We start from the raw sequence: 15,513 nt of genomic DNA, 5'->3' as shown, positions 1-15,513 counted from the left end.
GGCCGGTGCGCGCACCAGGTGACGGGGTCCGCCGCCCCGGACCGGCCCCGTCGGTGGCCGTCGCAGGACCGCGCCGACCGTCGAAGGACCCCTCCGTGCGCCGGTCGGTCGCCCTCTTCCGCGCCTTCCTCCGCGAGCAGCAGGACCCCGAGGCGTGTTACACGCTGCTGGCACGGGACGCCGCCGACCAGGTCGAGGCGTACGGCGGACCGCTCGACGGGCGGACCGTGGTCGACGTCGGGGGCGGCGGCGGGTACTTCACCGCGGAGTTCCGGCGCCGCGGTGCACGCGCCGCGCTGTTCGAACCCGACCCGCGGGAACTCGGCGAGCACCCGCCGGCCGGAGCGGTCGTCGCCGACGGTTATCTGCTGCCCCTCGCGGACGGCACCGCCGACGTGTGCTTCTCCTCCAACGTCCTCGAACACGTCGACGACCCCCAGACCTTCCTGTCCGAGATGGTCCGGGTCACCCGCCCCGGCGGGCTGATCTACGTCTCGTTCACCAACTGGCTGTCCCCGTGGGGCGGTCACGAGTGGGCGCCCTGGCACTACCTGGGCGCCCACCGGGCCCGGGCGCGCCACGAACGGCGCACCGGCCGCCCGGCCAAGCACACGCTCGGCGTGAACCTCTTCGCCGTCCACATCGGTCCGACGCTGCGCCAGGTGAGGGCGCGGACCGACGTCACCGTGGTGTCCGCCCGGTCCCGCTACTGGCCGTTCCTGGCCTCCGCGGTGACCCGGGTCCCGGGCCTGCGCGAATTCGCCACCTGGAACCTCCTCCTCATCCTCAGGCGGTGCCCATGACCACGACGGCCCCAGCGGCCCAGGCTCCCCCTCCGGTCGCCGACCGCGGGCCCGGAGCGACCGACGGCCCCTTCGAGGCACCCCGCTCGCGCCGGTGGCTCGCGGGCTTCTGGGCGGCGGTGTTCGTCCTCTTCCTGGCCGCGGCACCGGGCCGGATGACCTTCGAGACGAAACTCGGCGTCGCGGTCGACCCCTGGCAGTTCATCGCGGACCTCGGCCAACTCTGGAACGACCGGGGCGGCTTCGGCACCCTCGCCGACCAGTACATCGGCTACGCGTTCCCGATGCTCCCCTACTACGGCCTCGCCGACCTGGTGCAGCTGCCGGTGTGGATCGCGGAACGCCTGTGGCTGTCGATCGTGGTGACGGCGGCGTTCTGGGGTGCGCTGCGGCTCGCCGAACGGCTGCGCGTCGGCAACCGCGCGACGCGGCTGCTCGGCGCCGCGGTCTACGCGCTGTGGCCGACCTACACCATCGTGGTGGGCTCCACCTCGGCCGCCGCGCTGCCCGGCGCCCTGCTCCCCTGGGTGCTGCTGCCGCTGCTCGACGAGCGCTACGCCGCCCGGGTCGCCGCCCTGCGCTCCGCGCTGCTCGTGGTGTGCATGGGCGGGGTCAACGCGGCCTCCACCCTGGCCTCGCTGCTGCCGGTCGCGCTGTACCTGCTGACCCGGCCGCGCGGGCCCCGGCAGCGGGCGCTGCTCCTGTGGTGGGTGCCCGGGGTGCTCCTCGCGACCCTGTGGTGGGTGCTGCCGCTGCTGCTGCTCGGCGTCTACGGCGAGAACTTCCTGCCGTACGTGGAGACCGCCGCGGTCACCACCGACACGATGGCCGCGACGGAGACGCTGCGCGGTGCGGGCAACTGGGTCGCGTACCTGAACTTCGGTGAACCGTGGCTGCCGGGCGGCTGGAGCGTCGCCGCCTCGGTGCCGGTGGTCCTCGCCTCTGCGGTGGCCGCCGCGCTGGGGCTGGCCGGCCTGGCCCGGCGCGACCTGCCGGAGCGCCGCTGGCTGACGCTGACCGTGCTGACGGTCGCGCTGCTGACGCTCGCCGGGTACGGCGGCAAGGCGGGCGCCCCGTTCGCCGGCGGGGTGCAGGACCTGTTGGACGGGGCGCTGGCCCCGTTCCGCAACGTCTACAAGTTCCAGACCGGGCTGGCGCTCGCCCTGGTGATCGGGCTGATCCACCTGGTGGCCGTCGCGGTGCGCGAGGACGGCGCCCGGCCGGTGCGGGGCCGCCGCTGGGCGCCCGCGCTCGCCGCGGTCGTCATCGTGCCGGGGCTGGCCCTGCCGTACGCGAACGGCTCGGTGCTCCAACCCGGTTCGTTCCAGAAGCTGCCCACGTACTGGGAGACCACGGCGAAGTGGCTGAAGGAGAACTCGCCCGACAGTCGGGCGCTGGTGGTGCCCGCCACCGCGCACGGCGTCTACACCTGGGGCTCCCCCATCGACCAGCCGCTGGACGTGCTCGCCGAGTCCCGGTGGGCGCAGCGCGACTACGTGCCGTTCGGCACGGCGGGCAACCGGCGGGCGATGGACGCCGTGGAACAGGCGCTGCTCACCGGCGGCGAGGTGCCGGGGCTCGGTGACTTCCTCAGCCGGGCGGGCCTGCACTACGTGGTGGTCCGCAACGACCTCGACCCGGACCAACTGGGCTACGTGCCCACGCCGATGGTCAAGCGCACCCTGGAACAGTCCGGCTTCGAACGGGTCACCGGATTCGGACCGGTGATGACCGGCGGCCGGATCGCCGACGACACCCCGCTGGACGTGGAGGGGCTGTTCCCGCGGCAGCGCGCCGTGGAGGTCTACCAGCCGGCGATCCACGTCCGGCGCCCCGGGCAGGCCACGATCTATCCGGCGGCGGACACCGCGGTCGTCTCGGGCGGCCCGGAGACGCTGTTGCCGCTGTCCGGAGAACCGTCGCTGCGCAACCGTCCCACGGTGCTGACCGGCGACCGTCACCCCGGGGTCGAGGAGCCCGCGTTCCAGGTGCTCGGGGACGGGATGCGGCGCGCCGACACCCGGTTCGGCCTGGTGAACACCAACACCTCGTACACGTACACGGAGCGGGAACGCAATCACGCGGGGAGCGTGCAGGACCCCGGGGACGCGCCGCACCAGATCCTCCCGAAGCAGGGCACCGAGCACCAGACGGTCGCCGAGCTGCGGGGCGCCCGGGAGGTGACGGCGTCCTCCAGCGGCAACTGGCTGTTCCACCTGCCGCAGTACGACCCCGTGCACGCCTTCGACGGGAACCCGGACACGGCGTGGACCGTGGGCACCCCCGGGGACGCGTCCGGCGAGTGGATACGGATCGCCTTCGACGCGCCCAAGGAGATGCCGTCCTCGTTGACGGTGACCCCGCTGCCGCAGAACGGGACGCGGGCCGCACCGATCCGGGTGCGGGTGGAGACCGAGCGGGGCAGCGAGACCAGTGCGCTCGACCCGAACGGTCGCCCGCAGGACGTCGCGTCCCCGCACGGGGAGACCGACTGGCTGCGCATCACCGTCCTGGAGTCCGAGGCCGGCCGGCCGGGGCTGACCGGCGCCGGGTTCGCGGAGATCGAGGTCCCCGACGTGCGGGTGACGCGGATGCTGCGGCTGCCCACCGACGCGCAGGACACCCCGGCGGCGGCCGAGAAGGTCGTACTGCACCGGTTGACCGACCCGGCCGGACTCTCGCCGGCCGGCGCGGAGTCGGGACTGCACCGGACCTTCACCACCTCCGGGAGCGGCGAGCACGGCGTGACGATGCGTGCGGTGCCGGTGCCGGGCGCGGCCCTGGACCGGCTGCGCTACCGGGCCGGCACCGGCAGCAACCCCGACCGGGTCGTCGCCACCGCCGATTCCACGGCCAAGCTGGGCGCCCAGGTGTCCCCGCGCAACCTCACCGACGGGGACGTCACGACCGCCTGGGTCGCCGGGGACGAGCCGGTGGTCCGGCTGCGCTGGGGCCAGAAGCAGTCGGTGGACCGGCTGGTCCTGACCGCGGCGGGCGGGCTGTCCGCCCGTCCCACCCAGGTCCAGATCAGCTCGCCGGACGGTGCGACCGTCGCGAACGTCGACGACAACGGCTGGGTCCGCTTCGATCCGATCACCACCGACCGGATGGACATCACCATCACCCGGACCGCGGACGTGACCCTGCACAACCCGGTCGCCAATGCCGACCTTCAACTCCCGGCGGGGCTAGCGGAGGTCACCCTCCCGACGCTGGGCGGCACCCCGTACCGCACCGCGCGGCAGCCCGGGGACACCACGTTCACCCTGAAGTGCGGTGAGGGCCCGGCGGTCGCGATCGACGGGATCATGCACGCGACCCGGGTCACCGGCACCGTGCGGGACCTGGAGGAACGACGGCCCGTCAAGGTGACGCTGTGCCAGCGGGGCAAGGCCGACCCGAAGCTGACCCTCGGCGCCGGTTCCCACACCGTGCAAGCGGGCGACGAGGGGCCGCTCGCCCTCACCTCGGTGACGCTGACCCGCGGCGAGGTCAGGCCCACCACCACCTCGCGGGACCTGACGATCGACGACTGGCTCGGCGACCGCCGCAAGGTGACCGTCGGCTCCGGCGCCGTCTCGTACCTGACGACGTACGAGAACATCAACGACGGCTGGAAGGCCACCCTGAACGGCAAGGAGCTGAGCCCGGTCCGGCTGGACGGCTGGCAGCAGGGCTTCGAGGTCCCGGCGGGCGAGGGCGGCGAGGTCACCCTGACCTACGAGCCCGCGCGGACCTACGAGATCGGGCTGGTCCTCAGCGGTGCGGCCCTGCTGGCGCTGATCGGACTGGTGCTGTGGCGGCGCAGGGAGGCCGATCCGCACGGCCCGTCGGGTGCCCCCGGCGAACCGGGCCTGCTGCTGGGCACGGTGGCGCTGACCCTGGTGGCGGCCGTGGTCGCCGGATGGCTCGCCCTGCTCGTCCCGCTGCTCGCGGTGGTCGCGCTGCGCCGCCACGCACTGCTGGTGCCGATCGCGTTCCTGTCGATGACGGCGGCGGGGCTGGTGGCCGCCACCGGCGCCGGTGCACCCCCCGTCGCCGGGGAGGGCGCGTACGGGTACCTCGCGCAAGTCCTGTCGCTGATCGCCCTGTTCGCCGCGCTGGTGACGACCGGCGGGCGCGGCAGACCGTCCATCGGGCTCCGGCGGCGCCACCGGGCGGTGCCCGGCACCCCGGCGGAGGCCGGCGGACCGTCCACGGCTCCCCCGGCGCCGCCCACCGGGGCGGAAACCACCGGTCCGCCCGCCGCTCCCCCGTCCCCGCCCGCCAGTACGGGAGGTGACGGCACATGACCGGCGGGGCCGGCCCGGTGGACCCGGCCCGGGTGCCCTTCCCGCACGTGGACGAGGTGTCCCGGCACTGCCTGCGGGACGCCGAGCCCGAGACCGTCCACATCGAGGTGCACCTGCCGGGCCGACCCGACCCGGAGCGGCTGCGGCGGGCCTTCGGCCAGGCGCTGCGCTGCCACCCCCGGGCCCTGGTCCGGGAGGCGCCCGGCCCCTGGTACCGACGGCACTACACCTGGCAGTTGACCGACGGGCCCGACGTCGACGTGGTGACCTTCCCGGAGCCGGAGCCCGATGCGCTGGCCCGGGCCCGCGCCCGCGCTCTGGCGTCGGCTCCCCCGCTGACGGCGTCGCCGCCGCTGCGGGTGGAGGTCGTCGCCGACCCGGACCGGCCCGGCACCACCGTGCTGTTCCTGACCGTCCACCACACGGCCCTGGACGGCCCGGCGGCCCTGCGCGTCCTCGCGACCGCCGCCGAACGGTACGGCGGCGTGCCCGTCGCCGTACCGCCGGCGCCCCCGACCCGGCCCGCCGCCGGGTCGGGGGCCGCCGTGCCGGGTCCCCCGCCGTGGGCGCGGCCCGCCCGGGTGGCGCCCGGCACCCCGACGCGTCCCGCCGGGCCGGGCGCCGGCAACGGGCTGCTGGTGCTGGACCTCCCGGTGCCGGACCGTCCGGCCGGGGCCCCGTACACGGTCAACGACCAACTGTTGGTGGCGACCGCGTCGACCGTCGCCCAGTGGAACCGGCTCCGGGGGCGTGTGCCGCGCCCGGTCCGGATCACCGTGCCGGTGGACGACCGCCCGCGCGGCCCCGAGATGCCCCTCGGCAACGGCACCCGGCTGGTCGAAGTGCCCTTCGCCGTCGCCGATCTGCACCCCGGCGACGGGGGCGCCGACGGCTGGCCCCCCGCGGCGACGGCCGCGCTGCTGCTGCGGACCGCGGAGCGCACCCGGGCGCTGAAGGCGGCGCACCGCCCCCCGTTGGGTCGGGGCGCCGCCCTGCTCACCGCGCCGGTCCTGCCGGTGACCTGGCGGGCCGCCCTCGCCCGGGGCGCGCAACGGGCCCTGGCCCCCTGGACCTCCACCACCCTGCTGAGCAACATCGGTCGGGTGCCGTACCCGCTGGACTTCGGGGACGCGGGCCGCTCCGAGGCCCTGTGGATCTCCGCCCCGGCCCGGCTGCCGCGCGGTCTGACGGTCACCACCGCCTCCACGGCCGGCCGGCTCCACGTCTGTCTGCGCTGGTCGACCGCGCTGCTCGGCGAGGCGGACGGCGCACGACTGCGCGAGCTGTTCGAACGGCAGCTGTGCGCGACGCGGTTGCCGGCCGAGCAGGGGAACACCACGGGAGGCCCCCGATGAGCGCACCACCGACCACGCCGATGACCACGCCCGCACCAGCCCCCGCAGCGCGCGGGCTGCGGGACTTCTACGAGGACCCGTCCGTGCCCGTGGCCTCCGGGGACGCCCGCAGCGTGCGGCAGGCCCGGATGCTGGCCGCCGCCCTCGGCCCGGCCGCCGACCGGCCGGCCGTGGTGCTGGACGTGGGCTGCGGCGACGGCAGCGCCGCCCGGGCCGCCGGCCCCCTACTGACCGGGCACCGGGTCATCGGCGTCGACTGGTCGCAGGACGCGCTGCGCCGCGCCCGACAGCACCTGACGGACGTGGTCCGCGGCGAACTCGCCGACGGCCGGCTTCCGTTGCGGTCGGGCTGCGCCGACGCCGTGCTGTTCAGCGAGGTCATCGAGCACCTGGTCGACCCGGACGCGGCCCTGGACGAGCTGCGTCGGGTGCTGCGGCCCGGCGGACACCTGATGCTGTCCACCCCGAACCTGGCCGCCTGGTACAACCGGGGGCTGCTGCTGGCCGGGGTGCAACCGGTGTTCTCCGAGGTCAGCCTGCGCGGCATCCACGGCCGCCCGGGTCGGGAGGTCGTCGGACACCTGCGGCTGTACACGGCCCGGGCGCTGCGGGAGTTCGTCGCGGCGTCCGGCTTCGAGGTCGTCCGGCTCGCCGGGGCGCCCTTCCACGGGGTACCGCGCCCGCTGCGCCCCCTCGACCGGCTGGCCTGCGCCGCCCCCTCCCTCTCCTCGATCCTGCTGCTGCACGCGCGGCGGGCGTAGCCGTGGGAGGGCCGACGGGGTGGGGGGTGGCCGCGGCACTGCTGGCGAACGTGCTCTACAGCACCGGGTTCGTCCTGGAGAAGCGGGCGCTGGCCCGGATGCCCGAGGTGAGCGTGCGGCGACCCGCCCGACTCCTGGGCCAGGTGGCGCGCAGCCCGCTGTGGCTCGGCGGCTCGCTGGCGCTGGCCGCCGGGTTCGGGGCGCAACTCGTGGTCTACCGCACGCTGCCGATCGCCGCCGCGCAGGGCGTCTTCGTCGCCGGTCTGGTGCTGCTCCTGCTGCTGTCCTCGCGGCTGCTCGGCGAGACGACCTCCGGTCGGGAGCGGTACGCGATCGGGGCGGTGCTGGTGGCGCTGCTGCTGGTGGTGCTGTCGCTGCCGCCCGGCGCCGACAGCAACGGTGCGGTGGGCGACGGGGCGCCGACCGCAACGGTGCTGTGGGTGTGCCTCCCGACGCTCGCCGCGGGCCTCGCCCTGTACGCGGGCGCCGAGCGGCGGACGCGCCACGGCCACCGACCGCGCTCGACGGGCGTCGGATACGGGGTGGCCGTCGGGCTGTTGTACGGGGTCAGCTCGCTCGCCATCAAGGGGCTGTCGGGCCAGTTGCCGCACTCGTTCGACCGCCCGGGCGCCACGCTCACCGAGGTGTTCGGCTCCCCCTACCCGTATCTGCTGCTGTGCACCGGGGTGTTCGGGCTGCTGATGTCGCAGGCCGCGTTGCAACGCTGCCGGGCCTCGCTGCTCGTTCCCGTCTGCACCACGGTGACCTGTGTGTACACGGCCGTACTGGGCACCCTCGCGTTCGGCGAGGCGCTGCCCGAGGACCCGGTCCGGCTGGTGCTGCGGATCGCCGGGACCCTGCTCGCCGTGTCGGTGCTGTTGGCCCTGCCGAAGCACGACCCCCCGCCCGCGTCCCCGGCACGTCCGCGGACCGGGACCGGAACCATCCAACCCGCCGGCGCCGCGGTGCCCGGCCGCGAAGGAGCCGACCGCCCGTGAACCCTGACGACCCGCTCCTCGACCTCCTGGTCTGCCCGCTGGACAAGGGGCCGCTGCACCTGGTGTCCCCGTCCATGGGCGAGCCGCCGACCGGGTGCGGGCTGTACAACCCGCGGCTGCGGCTGCTGTACCCGGTGCTCGACGGGGTGCCCCGGTTGCTGCCCTCCTCCGGGACGGCGGTGTCGCCGGCCGCGCACGAACGGCTGGTGGCCGCCGTGGACACCGGCTGAACGGACGTGCGCCCCGCCGCGGGGCACGGGACCGGTGGCGGTGCGGCACGATGGGGAACGTGCCCCGTCCCACACCGCCGCCCGCCGCACCGCTGGGTCCGCTGGACTTCCAACTCGTCCTGCTGCGCAGACTCGCCGACCACCAACCGGACCTGGTGGCGGACGCCCGGCGTGAGCTGGGCGTGTCGGTCGGGGAACTGCGGGAGGCCAACCGTCGCTGGCAGGCGCTGCTCCGCTCGCCCCGTGCGCGCGGGGCGGTCAGCCGCTACCGGTCGGTGCTCGGCGCGCCCGAGGCCCGGGTGCCCCGGCGGGTCGGGGAGCTGACCTGCGAGGCGCTGCTGTGGCCCGTCCCGCTCTGGCCGGACCTGCGGTTCGAGGTGCTCACCGGGCCGGGCGGCGCCGTCTGGAACGAGTGGCTGGTCCGGGCACCCGGGGCGGCGGTCCCCGCGCTGCGCACCGTGGACGATCTGGTGCCGTGGTCCTGCACGGTGGACGAGGTGGCCCGGGCGTTCGCCCCGGCCCGCCCCCTCCAGGGCTCCGCGCCCACCCGCTGGGGCCTCGCCTTCACCGCGCCGGACGCCGCGGGGAACCGGCGCCCGCACACGGCGGAGTTCACCTGGGGGCTGCTGGACCGGCTCGGCCCCGGCGGCCCGGGCACTGCCTGACGGGCGGTGCGGTGGACCCTCCCCCTGTGGGAGGGTCCACCATGACGGCGTGCGCAACCACCACCTCACCATCGGGCGCTTCGCCCGCCTGTGCAGACTGAGCGTCAAACAGCTGCGGCACTACGACGAGACGGGGCTGTTGGTCCCGGGCCGGGTGGACGCCGCCACCGGCTACCGCTACTACGCCCCCGAGCAGGCGCGGGACGCCCTGACCATCGCCCTGCTGCGGGAGATGGACCTGCCGCTGGCCGTGATCGCCGAGGCGCTGTCCGCCGACGCCGACGCCCGGGGCCGGGTCCTGCGGGTCGAACGGGACCGGCTGGCCGAGCGGATCGACCGCGACCGGGCGCGGTGGGAGCTGCTGGGACGACTGGCCGACGACGGCCTGCCCGGCTACGAGGTGCGGCTGGTCCAGGAGCCCCCGCGGCGACTGCTCGTGACCCGCGCGGTCGGCGCGCCGACCGAGGTGGGGACGTTGGCCGGGGCGTGCGCGGGCCGGGTCCTGACCGCGCTCGGTGCGGCGGGGGTCCGGTGGGAGCCACCGCTGTGGGGGCTGTACCCGCTCGACCTGGCGGAACGGACCCGGATCGCCGTGGGGGCACTAACCACGGAATCCGCGGACGTCGCCGGTCTCGAAGCCGTGGTCCTGCCGGGCGGACCCGCGGCCCAGACCGTACACATCGGGCCCTACGACCACCTCTCGCTGGCGTACCACGCCCTGTTCGCGGCCGTCCACGAACGGGGGCTGCGCCCGAGGCCGCCGGTGCGCGAGGTGTACCTCCTCGGACCGGGAGAGGCGCCCCGAGAGGAGCTGATGACCCGACTGATCGTCCCCGTCGACCCCGTCGAACGACAAGAACCACACGGAACCGACCGGCACGCACGGCACGGGAAGAACGGCGAGGAGCGCACGACATGACCACGGTGGAGAACATCGACGCCCGCGGGACGCAGCACTGCGAGACGACGGCACTCGGCGTGCTGTTGCGGCACGCGCGGCTCGATCTGTCCGAGCCCATGCTCTTCGGGCTCGGCGCGGGGCTGTCCTTCGTCTACTGGGACGGCAAGGCCCTGCCGTTCCCGTTCCTGGGGGGCCGGGTCAAACCGTTCGAGCTCACCAGGAACCTGGCCGCCCGACTGGGCCTGGACCTGGTGGTCGAGGAGACCACCTCCGCCCGCAAGGCGTGGCGGAACGTCACCGAACAGCTCGACGCGGGACGGCCGGTGGGCCTCCAGCTCGACAGCTACCACCTCGACTACTTCCGGCACCGGGTGCACTTCGGCGGCCATGTGGTGGCCGTGTACGGCTACGACGAGCACCGCGCCCAGCTGGTGGACACCGACCAGCAGGGCGGGGCCGTGTCCACCCCGCTGACCGGCCTGGCCCTGGCGCGCGCCGAACGCGGGCCGATGACCGCGCGGAACCGGTCCTTCACCCTGACCGTGCCGGACGGCGCGCCCGCGCCGGACGGTCGGATCGTCCCCGCGATCCGGGCCTGCGCCGAGGCCTTCCTGAACCCGCCCATCGCCAACCTGGGTCACCGGGGCATCGAGAAGGCCGCCCTCCAGGTGCCGAAGTGGTGGGCGCGCACCGACGATCCGCGGCGGGACCTGACGCAGGCCGCCCGGCTGATGGAGAAGGCCGGCACGGGCGGCGCCCTGTTCCGCAACCTGTACCGCGACTTCCTCGCCGAGTGCGCGCAGTCCGTCGACAGCGGCCGGGTGGACGGCGGTGGCCGAACTGATCGCCGCGGCGGGCGAGTCGGGCGACGAGACCCGGCTCGCGCGGGCCGGGGCCGTCCTGCGCGACCTCGCCCGGTTGGAGCGGGAGGCCATGGGGGCGCTGAGCCGGCTCTAACCCCGTACTGCGCGGGGGCCGGGTGAAGGAGTTGCCTCCTGGCCGTTCCGGGTCGGACGATGCCCTGGTGAACCACTTCTCGCAGTTCAGCACCGGTCCTGACCACGGCCATCAGCACCTCCCGGAGCCCGGGCCGGCCGAGCCCGGTCAGTGGCCGAAGCTGGAGGCCGCGCTCGCCGTGGTCAATCGCGACCTGACGGCGACCCTGCCGGATCAGGAGGCCCTGATCCTGATGGTCGACCCGCCCTGGCCGTCACCGTCCCCGTCACCGTCCCCGTCCCCGTCTCCGTCCCCGTCCCCGGGCGGAATCGACCGGGGGCAGGTCTACGTGGCGATGCCCGACGGCCGTTGGCACGGCAATGCGGTGAACCCGGGCGACCTGGAGGAGGGCGACCCGCCGGAGCCGGACGACGCGACGACGGTCCTGACTGCGGTCGCGGATGCTGCCCAGTCGACCATCATGGAGTTGCGGTGGCAGGTCTGGCCGATCTGCTCGGAACACAAGATCGGCATGCACCCCCGTCCCGCAGGCACCACGGACGACTGGTACCCGGGCGAAACGGACGCGGACGGCGGCCCGCCGGTGTGGTGGTGCCGTGGCGGCCGGGGCACCGACTGCCACGACGTCTCCCCGGTGGGCGAACTGGCCGCCACCCTGCCGGGACGGCAACGCCGCGCACTGCGGCGCAGCGAGCGGGGGCGGGGTGGCCGCCGGTAACCGCGGGGGCGCTCAGGCCACCGGGCCGGCCGCCGCGAGGAGCACCGCGGCCAGTTCGGTGAACGACTCGGGGTGGTGCTCCAGGAAGAGGTAGGGCTCGATGAGTTCGAGTTCCATCAACCGGGGCGCCCCGTCCTCCCCGTCGACCACGTCCACCCGGGCGTACAGCAATGCGTCGGCGAACGGCACCGCCGCCAGTGCCGCTTCGGCGAGGGCGCGTTCCTCCTGCGTGGCCCGCCAGCCGCGCACCTCGGGGTGCGGATCGCGCGCCGCGTCGTGGGCCGTGCCCGCGGTCAGCACGGCGCCCTTGCGGATGGCGTGCAGGAACCGTCCGCCGGCGAACACCAGCGCCCGTTCCCCCGTGGTCTCGATGCCCCGTAGGTAAGGCTGCACCATCGCGGTGAGCCCTTCCGCGTGCAGCAGGGCCAGGTGTTCCCGGGCCCGTTCCGCGTCGGCGGGGGTGCCCTCGTAGCGGGCCGCGAGCCGGGCGCCGGCACCCTGGGACGGCTTGATGACGTAGGGGGTGCCGTCAACCGGCGGTTCCCCGTCCGCGCCGGGCGGCAGATAGCGGGTCGGCACCGTGGGGACACCCGCCCGCGCCAGGTCACCGAGGTACCGCTTGTCGCTGTTCCAGCGCACGACCGGCTCCGGATTGGCGAGTCGGCTGAGGCGGGCGCAGCGTGCCGCCCAGTCCAGGAACTCCGGTACTCGTTGGGCGTAGTCCCAGGTGGAGCGGATCGCCGCGAGGTCGAAGGCGGCCCAGTCGACGTCCGGGTCGTCCCAGGCCACTGCGGTGGCCCGGGCTCCGGCGGCCGTCAGCGCGGACAGCAGGCCTGGCAGCTCGGGGTCGGCGGGCAGCCCGGGTCGGGGGTTGCAGGTGACCAGGGCGATCCGGCGGGCACGGGGCACGCGGCGACTCCTCGGGGCGGAACGGACACGGGAGCGCAGGCTAACCCGGTGCACACCCCACGCACCACGCGTCCCCTCCGGGCACGGCCCTCGACGACCGCCCGGGTCAGTGCTCGCCCACGCACCACGGGATTGACCTTCCCCCTCGGGCAGCCCCCAGGATCGGCAGCACCGAGGGAACGCACCGGAACGAGGGAGCACGCCCATGAACCGTCCCGACGGGGACAGCGCCGCACCCGAGGCGGCGCACCAACCCACCCTGACGATCGGCGAGTTCGCACGTCGGACCCGGCTGTCGGCGAAGGCGTTGCGCCTCTACGACGGGTTGGGGCTGCTGTGCCCGGCGCGGGTGGCACCCGGATCCCGGTACCGGATGTACGCACCGGCCCAGGTGGAGCGGGCCCGGCTGGTGGCGTGGTTGCGCCGGTTGGGCATGCCGCTGGCCCGCATCCGGGAGGTCGCACCGCTCGATCCGCCGGACGCGGCGCGGGCGGTACGGGAGTTCTGGGCCGAGGTGGAGGCACGGACCGCGGCCCGTCGCGATCTGGCGGCGTTCCTGGTGGACCAATTGACACGGACCGAAGGGGAGACCATGAGCGCGAGCACCTTGGAACTGCGGTACGCGGCCGTCACCGATCGGGGCCTGGTGCGCCCGGCGAACCAGGACGCGGCCCACGCGGGGGCCCGGGTCCTGGCCGTCGCGGACGGCTACGGGCCGGGCGGCGCGCCGGCGAGCGCCGCCGCCGTCGGGGCGCTGCGGCACCTCGACGCCCGGGCCCTGGCGCCCGGGGACGTCCTCAACGCCTCGGCGGACGCGGTGGCGGAGGCCACCCGCGCGGTACGGGCGGTGGCGGGCTCCACCGACGCGCCGGAGGCCACCGGCACCACCCTCACCGCGCTGTTGTGGACCGGTTCGCGGCTCGCCCTCGTGCACATCGGGGCGACAGCCGGGCCCATGTCCTGCGCGACGGCGAGCTGTTCCTGATCACCGAGGACCACACGGCCGTGGCGGAGCTGGTCGAGCAAGGCCGACTCACCCCGGCGGAGGCGGAGAGCCACCCCCAGCGGTCGCTGCTGCTGCGGGCGCTGCCCGGCGCACCGGACGCCCCGGCGGTGCCGGACCTGCGCACGCACGACACCCGTCCCGGGGACCGCTACCTGGTGTGCTCGGACGGCCTGACCGCACTGCTCGCACCGGAGCGGGTCCGGGAACTGCTGGCGGCGGCGGCCGACCCGCAGCAGGCGGTGCACGCCCTGGTGGCCGCGGCGCACGAGGAGGGGGCGCCCGACAACATCGGTTGCGCCGTGGCCGATGTGGTGGTCGGGGCCGCGCACCCGGGCTGAGGGGGCAAGCTGGGGCGGGAGTCATCACCCGCGGGGCGTCCGCCCCGGCCATCCGGACGAGGAGTACGACTGTGACCGACCTGTTCCCGCCCCTGGCGGACCCCGGCCGTGCGGCGCGACCCGCGCTGACCTTCGGCGAGCGCCGTCTGACGTACGGGGAACTCGCCGGGGCGGCGCGGCGGCTCGGGGGGCGGATCGCCGGCGCCGGGCGGGTGGCGGTCTGGGCGACACCCACGGCGGAGACCGCGGTGGGCGTGGTGGGTGCGCTGCTCGCCGGGGTGCCCGCGGTGCCGTTGAACCCCCGTTCCGGGGAGAGCGAACTGGCGCACATCGTGGCGGACAGCGCCCCGCGCCGGGTGCTGGTGGCCCCGGGCACCGAACTCCCGGGAGCGCTGCGCGGCGTGGAACGGGTGGAGGTGGACGTGGAGTCGTGGGGGGAGCCGGCGGCACCGGCCCCGTCCGCCGCGGGTGGTCACCCGGACCCGGAGGCACCGGCCCTGGTCGTCTACACCTCGGGGACGACGGGCGCGCCGAAGGGTGCGGTGGTCCCGCGGCGGGCGCTCGCCACGACGCTGGACGCGTTGGCCGAGGCATGGGCGTGGACCCAGGACGACGTCCTGGTGCACGGGCTGCCGCTGTTCCACGTGCACGGGCTGGTGCTGGGCGTGCTGGGGCCGCTGCGGCTCGGCGGGGAGCTGCGTCACCTGGGTCGGTTCACCCCCGAGGGGGTGGCCCGGGAGCTGGGCGCCGGGGCGAACGTGCTGTTCGGGGTGCCGACGATGTACCACCGGCTGGCCGAGGCGCTGCCGGAAGATCCGGAGTTGGTCCGGGCGCTGGCCGGGGCGCGGCTGCTGGTGTCGGGGTCGGCGGCGCTGCCGGTGCGGGACCACGAGCGGATCGCGGCGGCCACCGGGCGCCGGGTGGTGGAGCGGTACGGGATGACCGAGACGCTGATGAACACCGCGGTGCGGGTGGACGGCGAGCCGCGGGCCGGGACGGTGGGACCGCCGCTCGGGGGCGTCGAACTGCGGCTCGTGGACGAGTCGGGCGCACCGCTGGTGGAGCACGGCCCCGAGTGCGTCGGGGAGGTCCAGGTGCGCGGGGCGAACCTGTTCAGCGGGTATCTGAACCGGCCGGACGCGACGGCCGCCGCGTTCGCCGACGGCGGGTGGTTCCGTACGGGGGACATGGCGGTCCTGGAGCCCGACGGTTATGTGCGGATCGTGGGCCGCAAGGCGACCGACCTGATCAAGAGCGGCGGCTACAAGATCGGGGCCGGGGAGATCGAGAACGCGTTGCTGGAGCACCCGGGGGTGCGGGAGGCGGCGGTGACGGGTGAGCCGGACGCGGACCTCGGGGAGCGGATCGTCGCCTGGGTGGTGGCCGCCGATCCCGAAGCACCGCCCACGGGGGACGAGTTGGCGGACCACGTGGCGTCTCTCCTCGCCCCGCACAAGCGTCCCCGCACGGTGCGGTACCTGGCGGTGCTGCCGCGCAACGACCTGGGGAAGGTCATGAAGCGGTCCCTGCCGCAGGGTGGTTGAGGGCGCCCCGTCCCGAACGGGCGACCCGAACACTGA

General features: G+C 75.3%; 11 protein-coding genes and 2 pseudogenes. 12 read left to right on the top strand and 1 reads right to left on the bottom strand.

Annotated elements, in window-relative coordinates; translation table 11 throughout:
- The first annotated feature begins 5 nt into the window (after positions 1-5).
- The 10 genes and pseudogenes from ACFV88_RS09625 to ACFV88_RS09580 all read left to right on the top strand — a co-directional run bounded on the left by ACFV88_RS09625 (position 6) and on the right by ACFV88_RS09580 (position 11,680).
- Entirely contained in the window at positions 6-803 is a 798-nt protein-coding gene (locus ACFV88_RS09625) for a class I SAM-dependent methyltransferase (RefSeq protein WP_385487871.1), read from the top strand.
- Positions 800-5,095 carry an alpha-(1->3)-arabinofuranosyltransferase family protein gene (locus tag ACFV88_RS09620; RefSeq protein ID WP_385487869.1) on the top strand — a complete coding sequence of 1,432 codons (4,296 nt, stop codon included), beginning with the start codon at positions 800-802 and terminating at the stop codon, positions 5,093-5,095. Before ACFV88_RS09625 ends, ACFV88_RS09620 begins: the two co-directional genes overlap by 4 nt.
- Positions 5,092-6,450 carry a condensation protein gene (locus ACFV88_RS09615; protein WP_385487867.1) on the top strand — a complete coding sequence of 453 codons (1,359 nt, stop codon included), beginning with the start codon at positions 5,092-5,094 and terminating at the stop codon, positions 6,448-6,450. Before ACFV88_RS09620 ends, ACFV88_RS09615 begins: the two co-directional genes overlap by 4 nt.
- Positions 6,447-7,211: a class I SAM-dependent methyltransferase gene (locus tag ACFV88_RS09610; protein WP_385487865.1), complete on the top strand. Its 765-nt coding sequence runs from the start codon at positions 6,447-6,449 to the stop codon at positions 7,209-7,211. Before ACFV88_RS09615 ends, ACFV88_RS09610 begins: the two co-directional genes overlap by 4 nt.
- Before the next feature lie 26 nt (positions 7,212-7,237).
- Positions 7,238-8,209, top strand: a complete 972-nt coding sequence (locus tag ACFV88_RS09605; RefSeq protein ID WP_385487863.1) for a hypothetical protein — start codon at positions 7,238-7,240, stop codon at positions 8,207-8,209.
- Positions 8,206-8,439: a Trm112 family protein gene (locus tag ACFV88_RS09600; RefSeq protein WP_385487861.1), complete on the top strand. Its 234-nt coding sequence runs from the start codon at positions 8,206-8,208 to the stop codon at positions 8,437-8,439. Before ACFV88_RS09605 ends, ACFV88_RS09600 begins: the two co-directional genes overlap by 4 nt.
- A 50-nt stretch (positions 8,440-8,489) precedes the next feature.
- Positions 8,490-9,104, top strand: coding sequence for a hypothetical protein (locus ACFV88_RS09595; RefSeq protein WP_385487859.1), 615 nt, complete (start codon positions 8,490-8,492; stop codon positions 9,102-9,104).
- A 49-nt stretch (positions 9,105-9,153) separates the two neighbouring features.
- A complete protein-coding gene (locus tag ACFV88_RS09590; RefSeq protein WP_385487857.1) occupies positions 9,154-10,023 on the top strand; it encodes a MerR family transcriptional regulator in 870 nt (289 codons plus the stop codon).
- A pseudogene (locus ACFV88_RS09585) lies at positions 10,020-10,962 on the top strand (BtrH N-terminal domain-containing protein). The gene ACFV88_RS09590 and the pseudogene ACFV88_RS09585 overlap by 4 nt, the downstream one beginning before the upstream one ends.
- A 67-nt stretch (positions 10,963-11,029) precedes the next feature.
- The gene (locus ACFV88_RS09580; RefSeq protein WP_385487855.1) at positions 11,030-11,680 is read left to right on the top strand and encodes a hypothetical protein; all 651 of its coding nucleotides are present in this window, start codon (positions 11,030-11,032) and stop codon (positions 11,678-11,680) included.
- 12 nt (positions 11,681-11,692) lie between these two features.
- Here the strand turns inward: ACFV88_RS09580 and ACFV88_RS09575 are convergent, their stop codons facing one another.
- Positions 11,693-12,589, bottom strand: coding sequence for a RimK family alpha-L-glutamate ligase (locus tag ACFV88_RS09575; RefSeq protein WP_385487853.1), 897 nt, complete (start codon positions 12,587-12,589; stop codon positions 11,693-11,695).
- A 205-nt stretch (positions 12,590-12,794) separates the two neighbouring features.
- Between ACFV88_RS09575 and ACFV88_RS09570 the strand changes: the two are divergent.
- A pseudogene (locus ACFV88_RS09570) lies at positions 12,795-13,933 on the top strand (MerR family transcriptional regulator).
- A gap of 71 nt (positions 13,934-14,004) precedes the next feature.
- Positions 14,005-15,477: an acyl-CoA synthetase gene (locus ACFV88_RS09565; protein WP_385487851.1), complete on the top strand. Its 1,473-nt coding sequence runs from the start codon at positions 14,005-14,007 to the stop codon at positions 15,475-15,477.
- Positions 15,478-15,513 lie beyond the last annotated feature (36 nt).

The organism is Streptomyces sp. NPDC059816 (genome assembly GCF_042732055.1).
GTDB lineage: Bacteria > Actinomycetota > Actinomycetes > Streptomycetales > Streptomycetaceae > Streptomyces.
The sequence above is the reverse complement of the archived record's forward strand: the minus strand, read 5'-3'. Positions and strand labels throughout refer to the sequence as shown.

Coding starts and splice junctions, on each gene's coding strand:
- ACFV88_RS09620 (WP_385487869.1), top strand. CDS start 800: ATGACCACGACGGCCCCAGCGGCCCAGGCTCCCCCTCCGGTCGCCGAC.
- ACFV88_RS09595 (WP_385487859.1), top strand. CDS start 8,490: ATGGGGAACGTGCCCCGTCCCACACCGCCGCCCGCCGCACCGCTGGGT.
- ACFV88_RS09615 (WP_385487867.1), top strand. CDS start 5,092: ATGACCGGCGGGGCCGGCCCGGTGGACCCGGCCCGGGTGCCCTTCCCG.
- ACFV88_RS09610 (WP_385487865.1), top strand. CDS start 6,447: ATGAGCGCACCACCGACCACGCCGATGACCACGCCCGCACCAGCCCCC.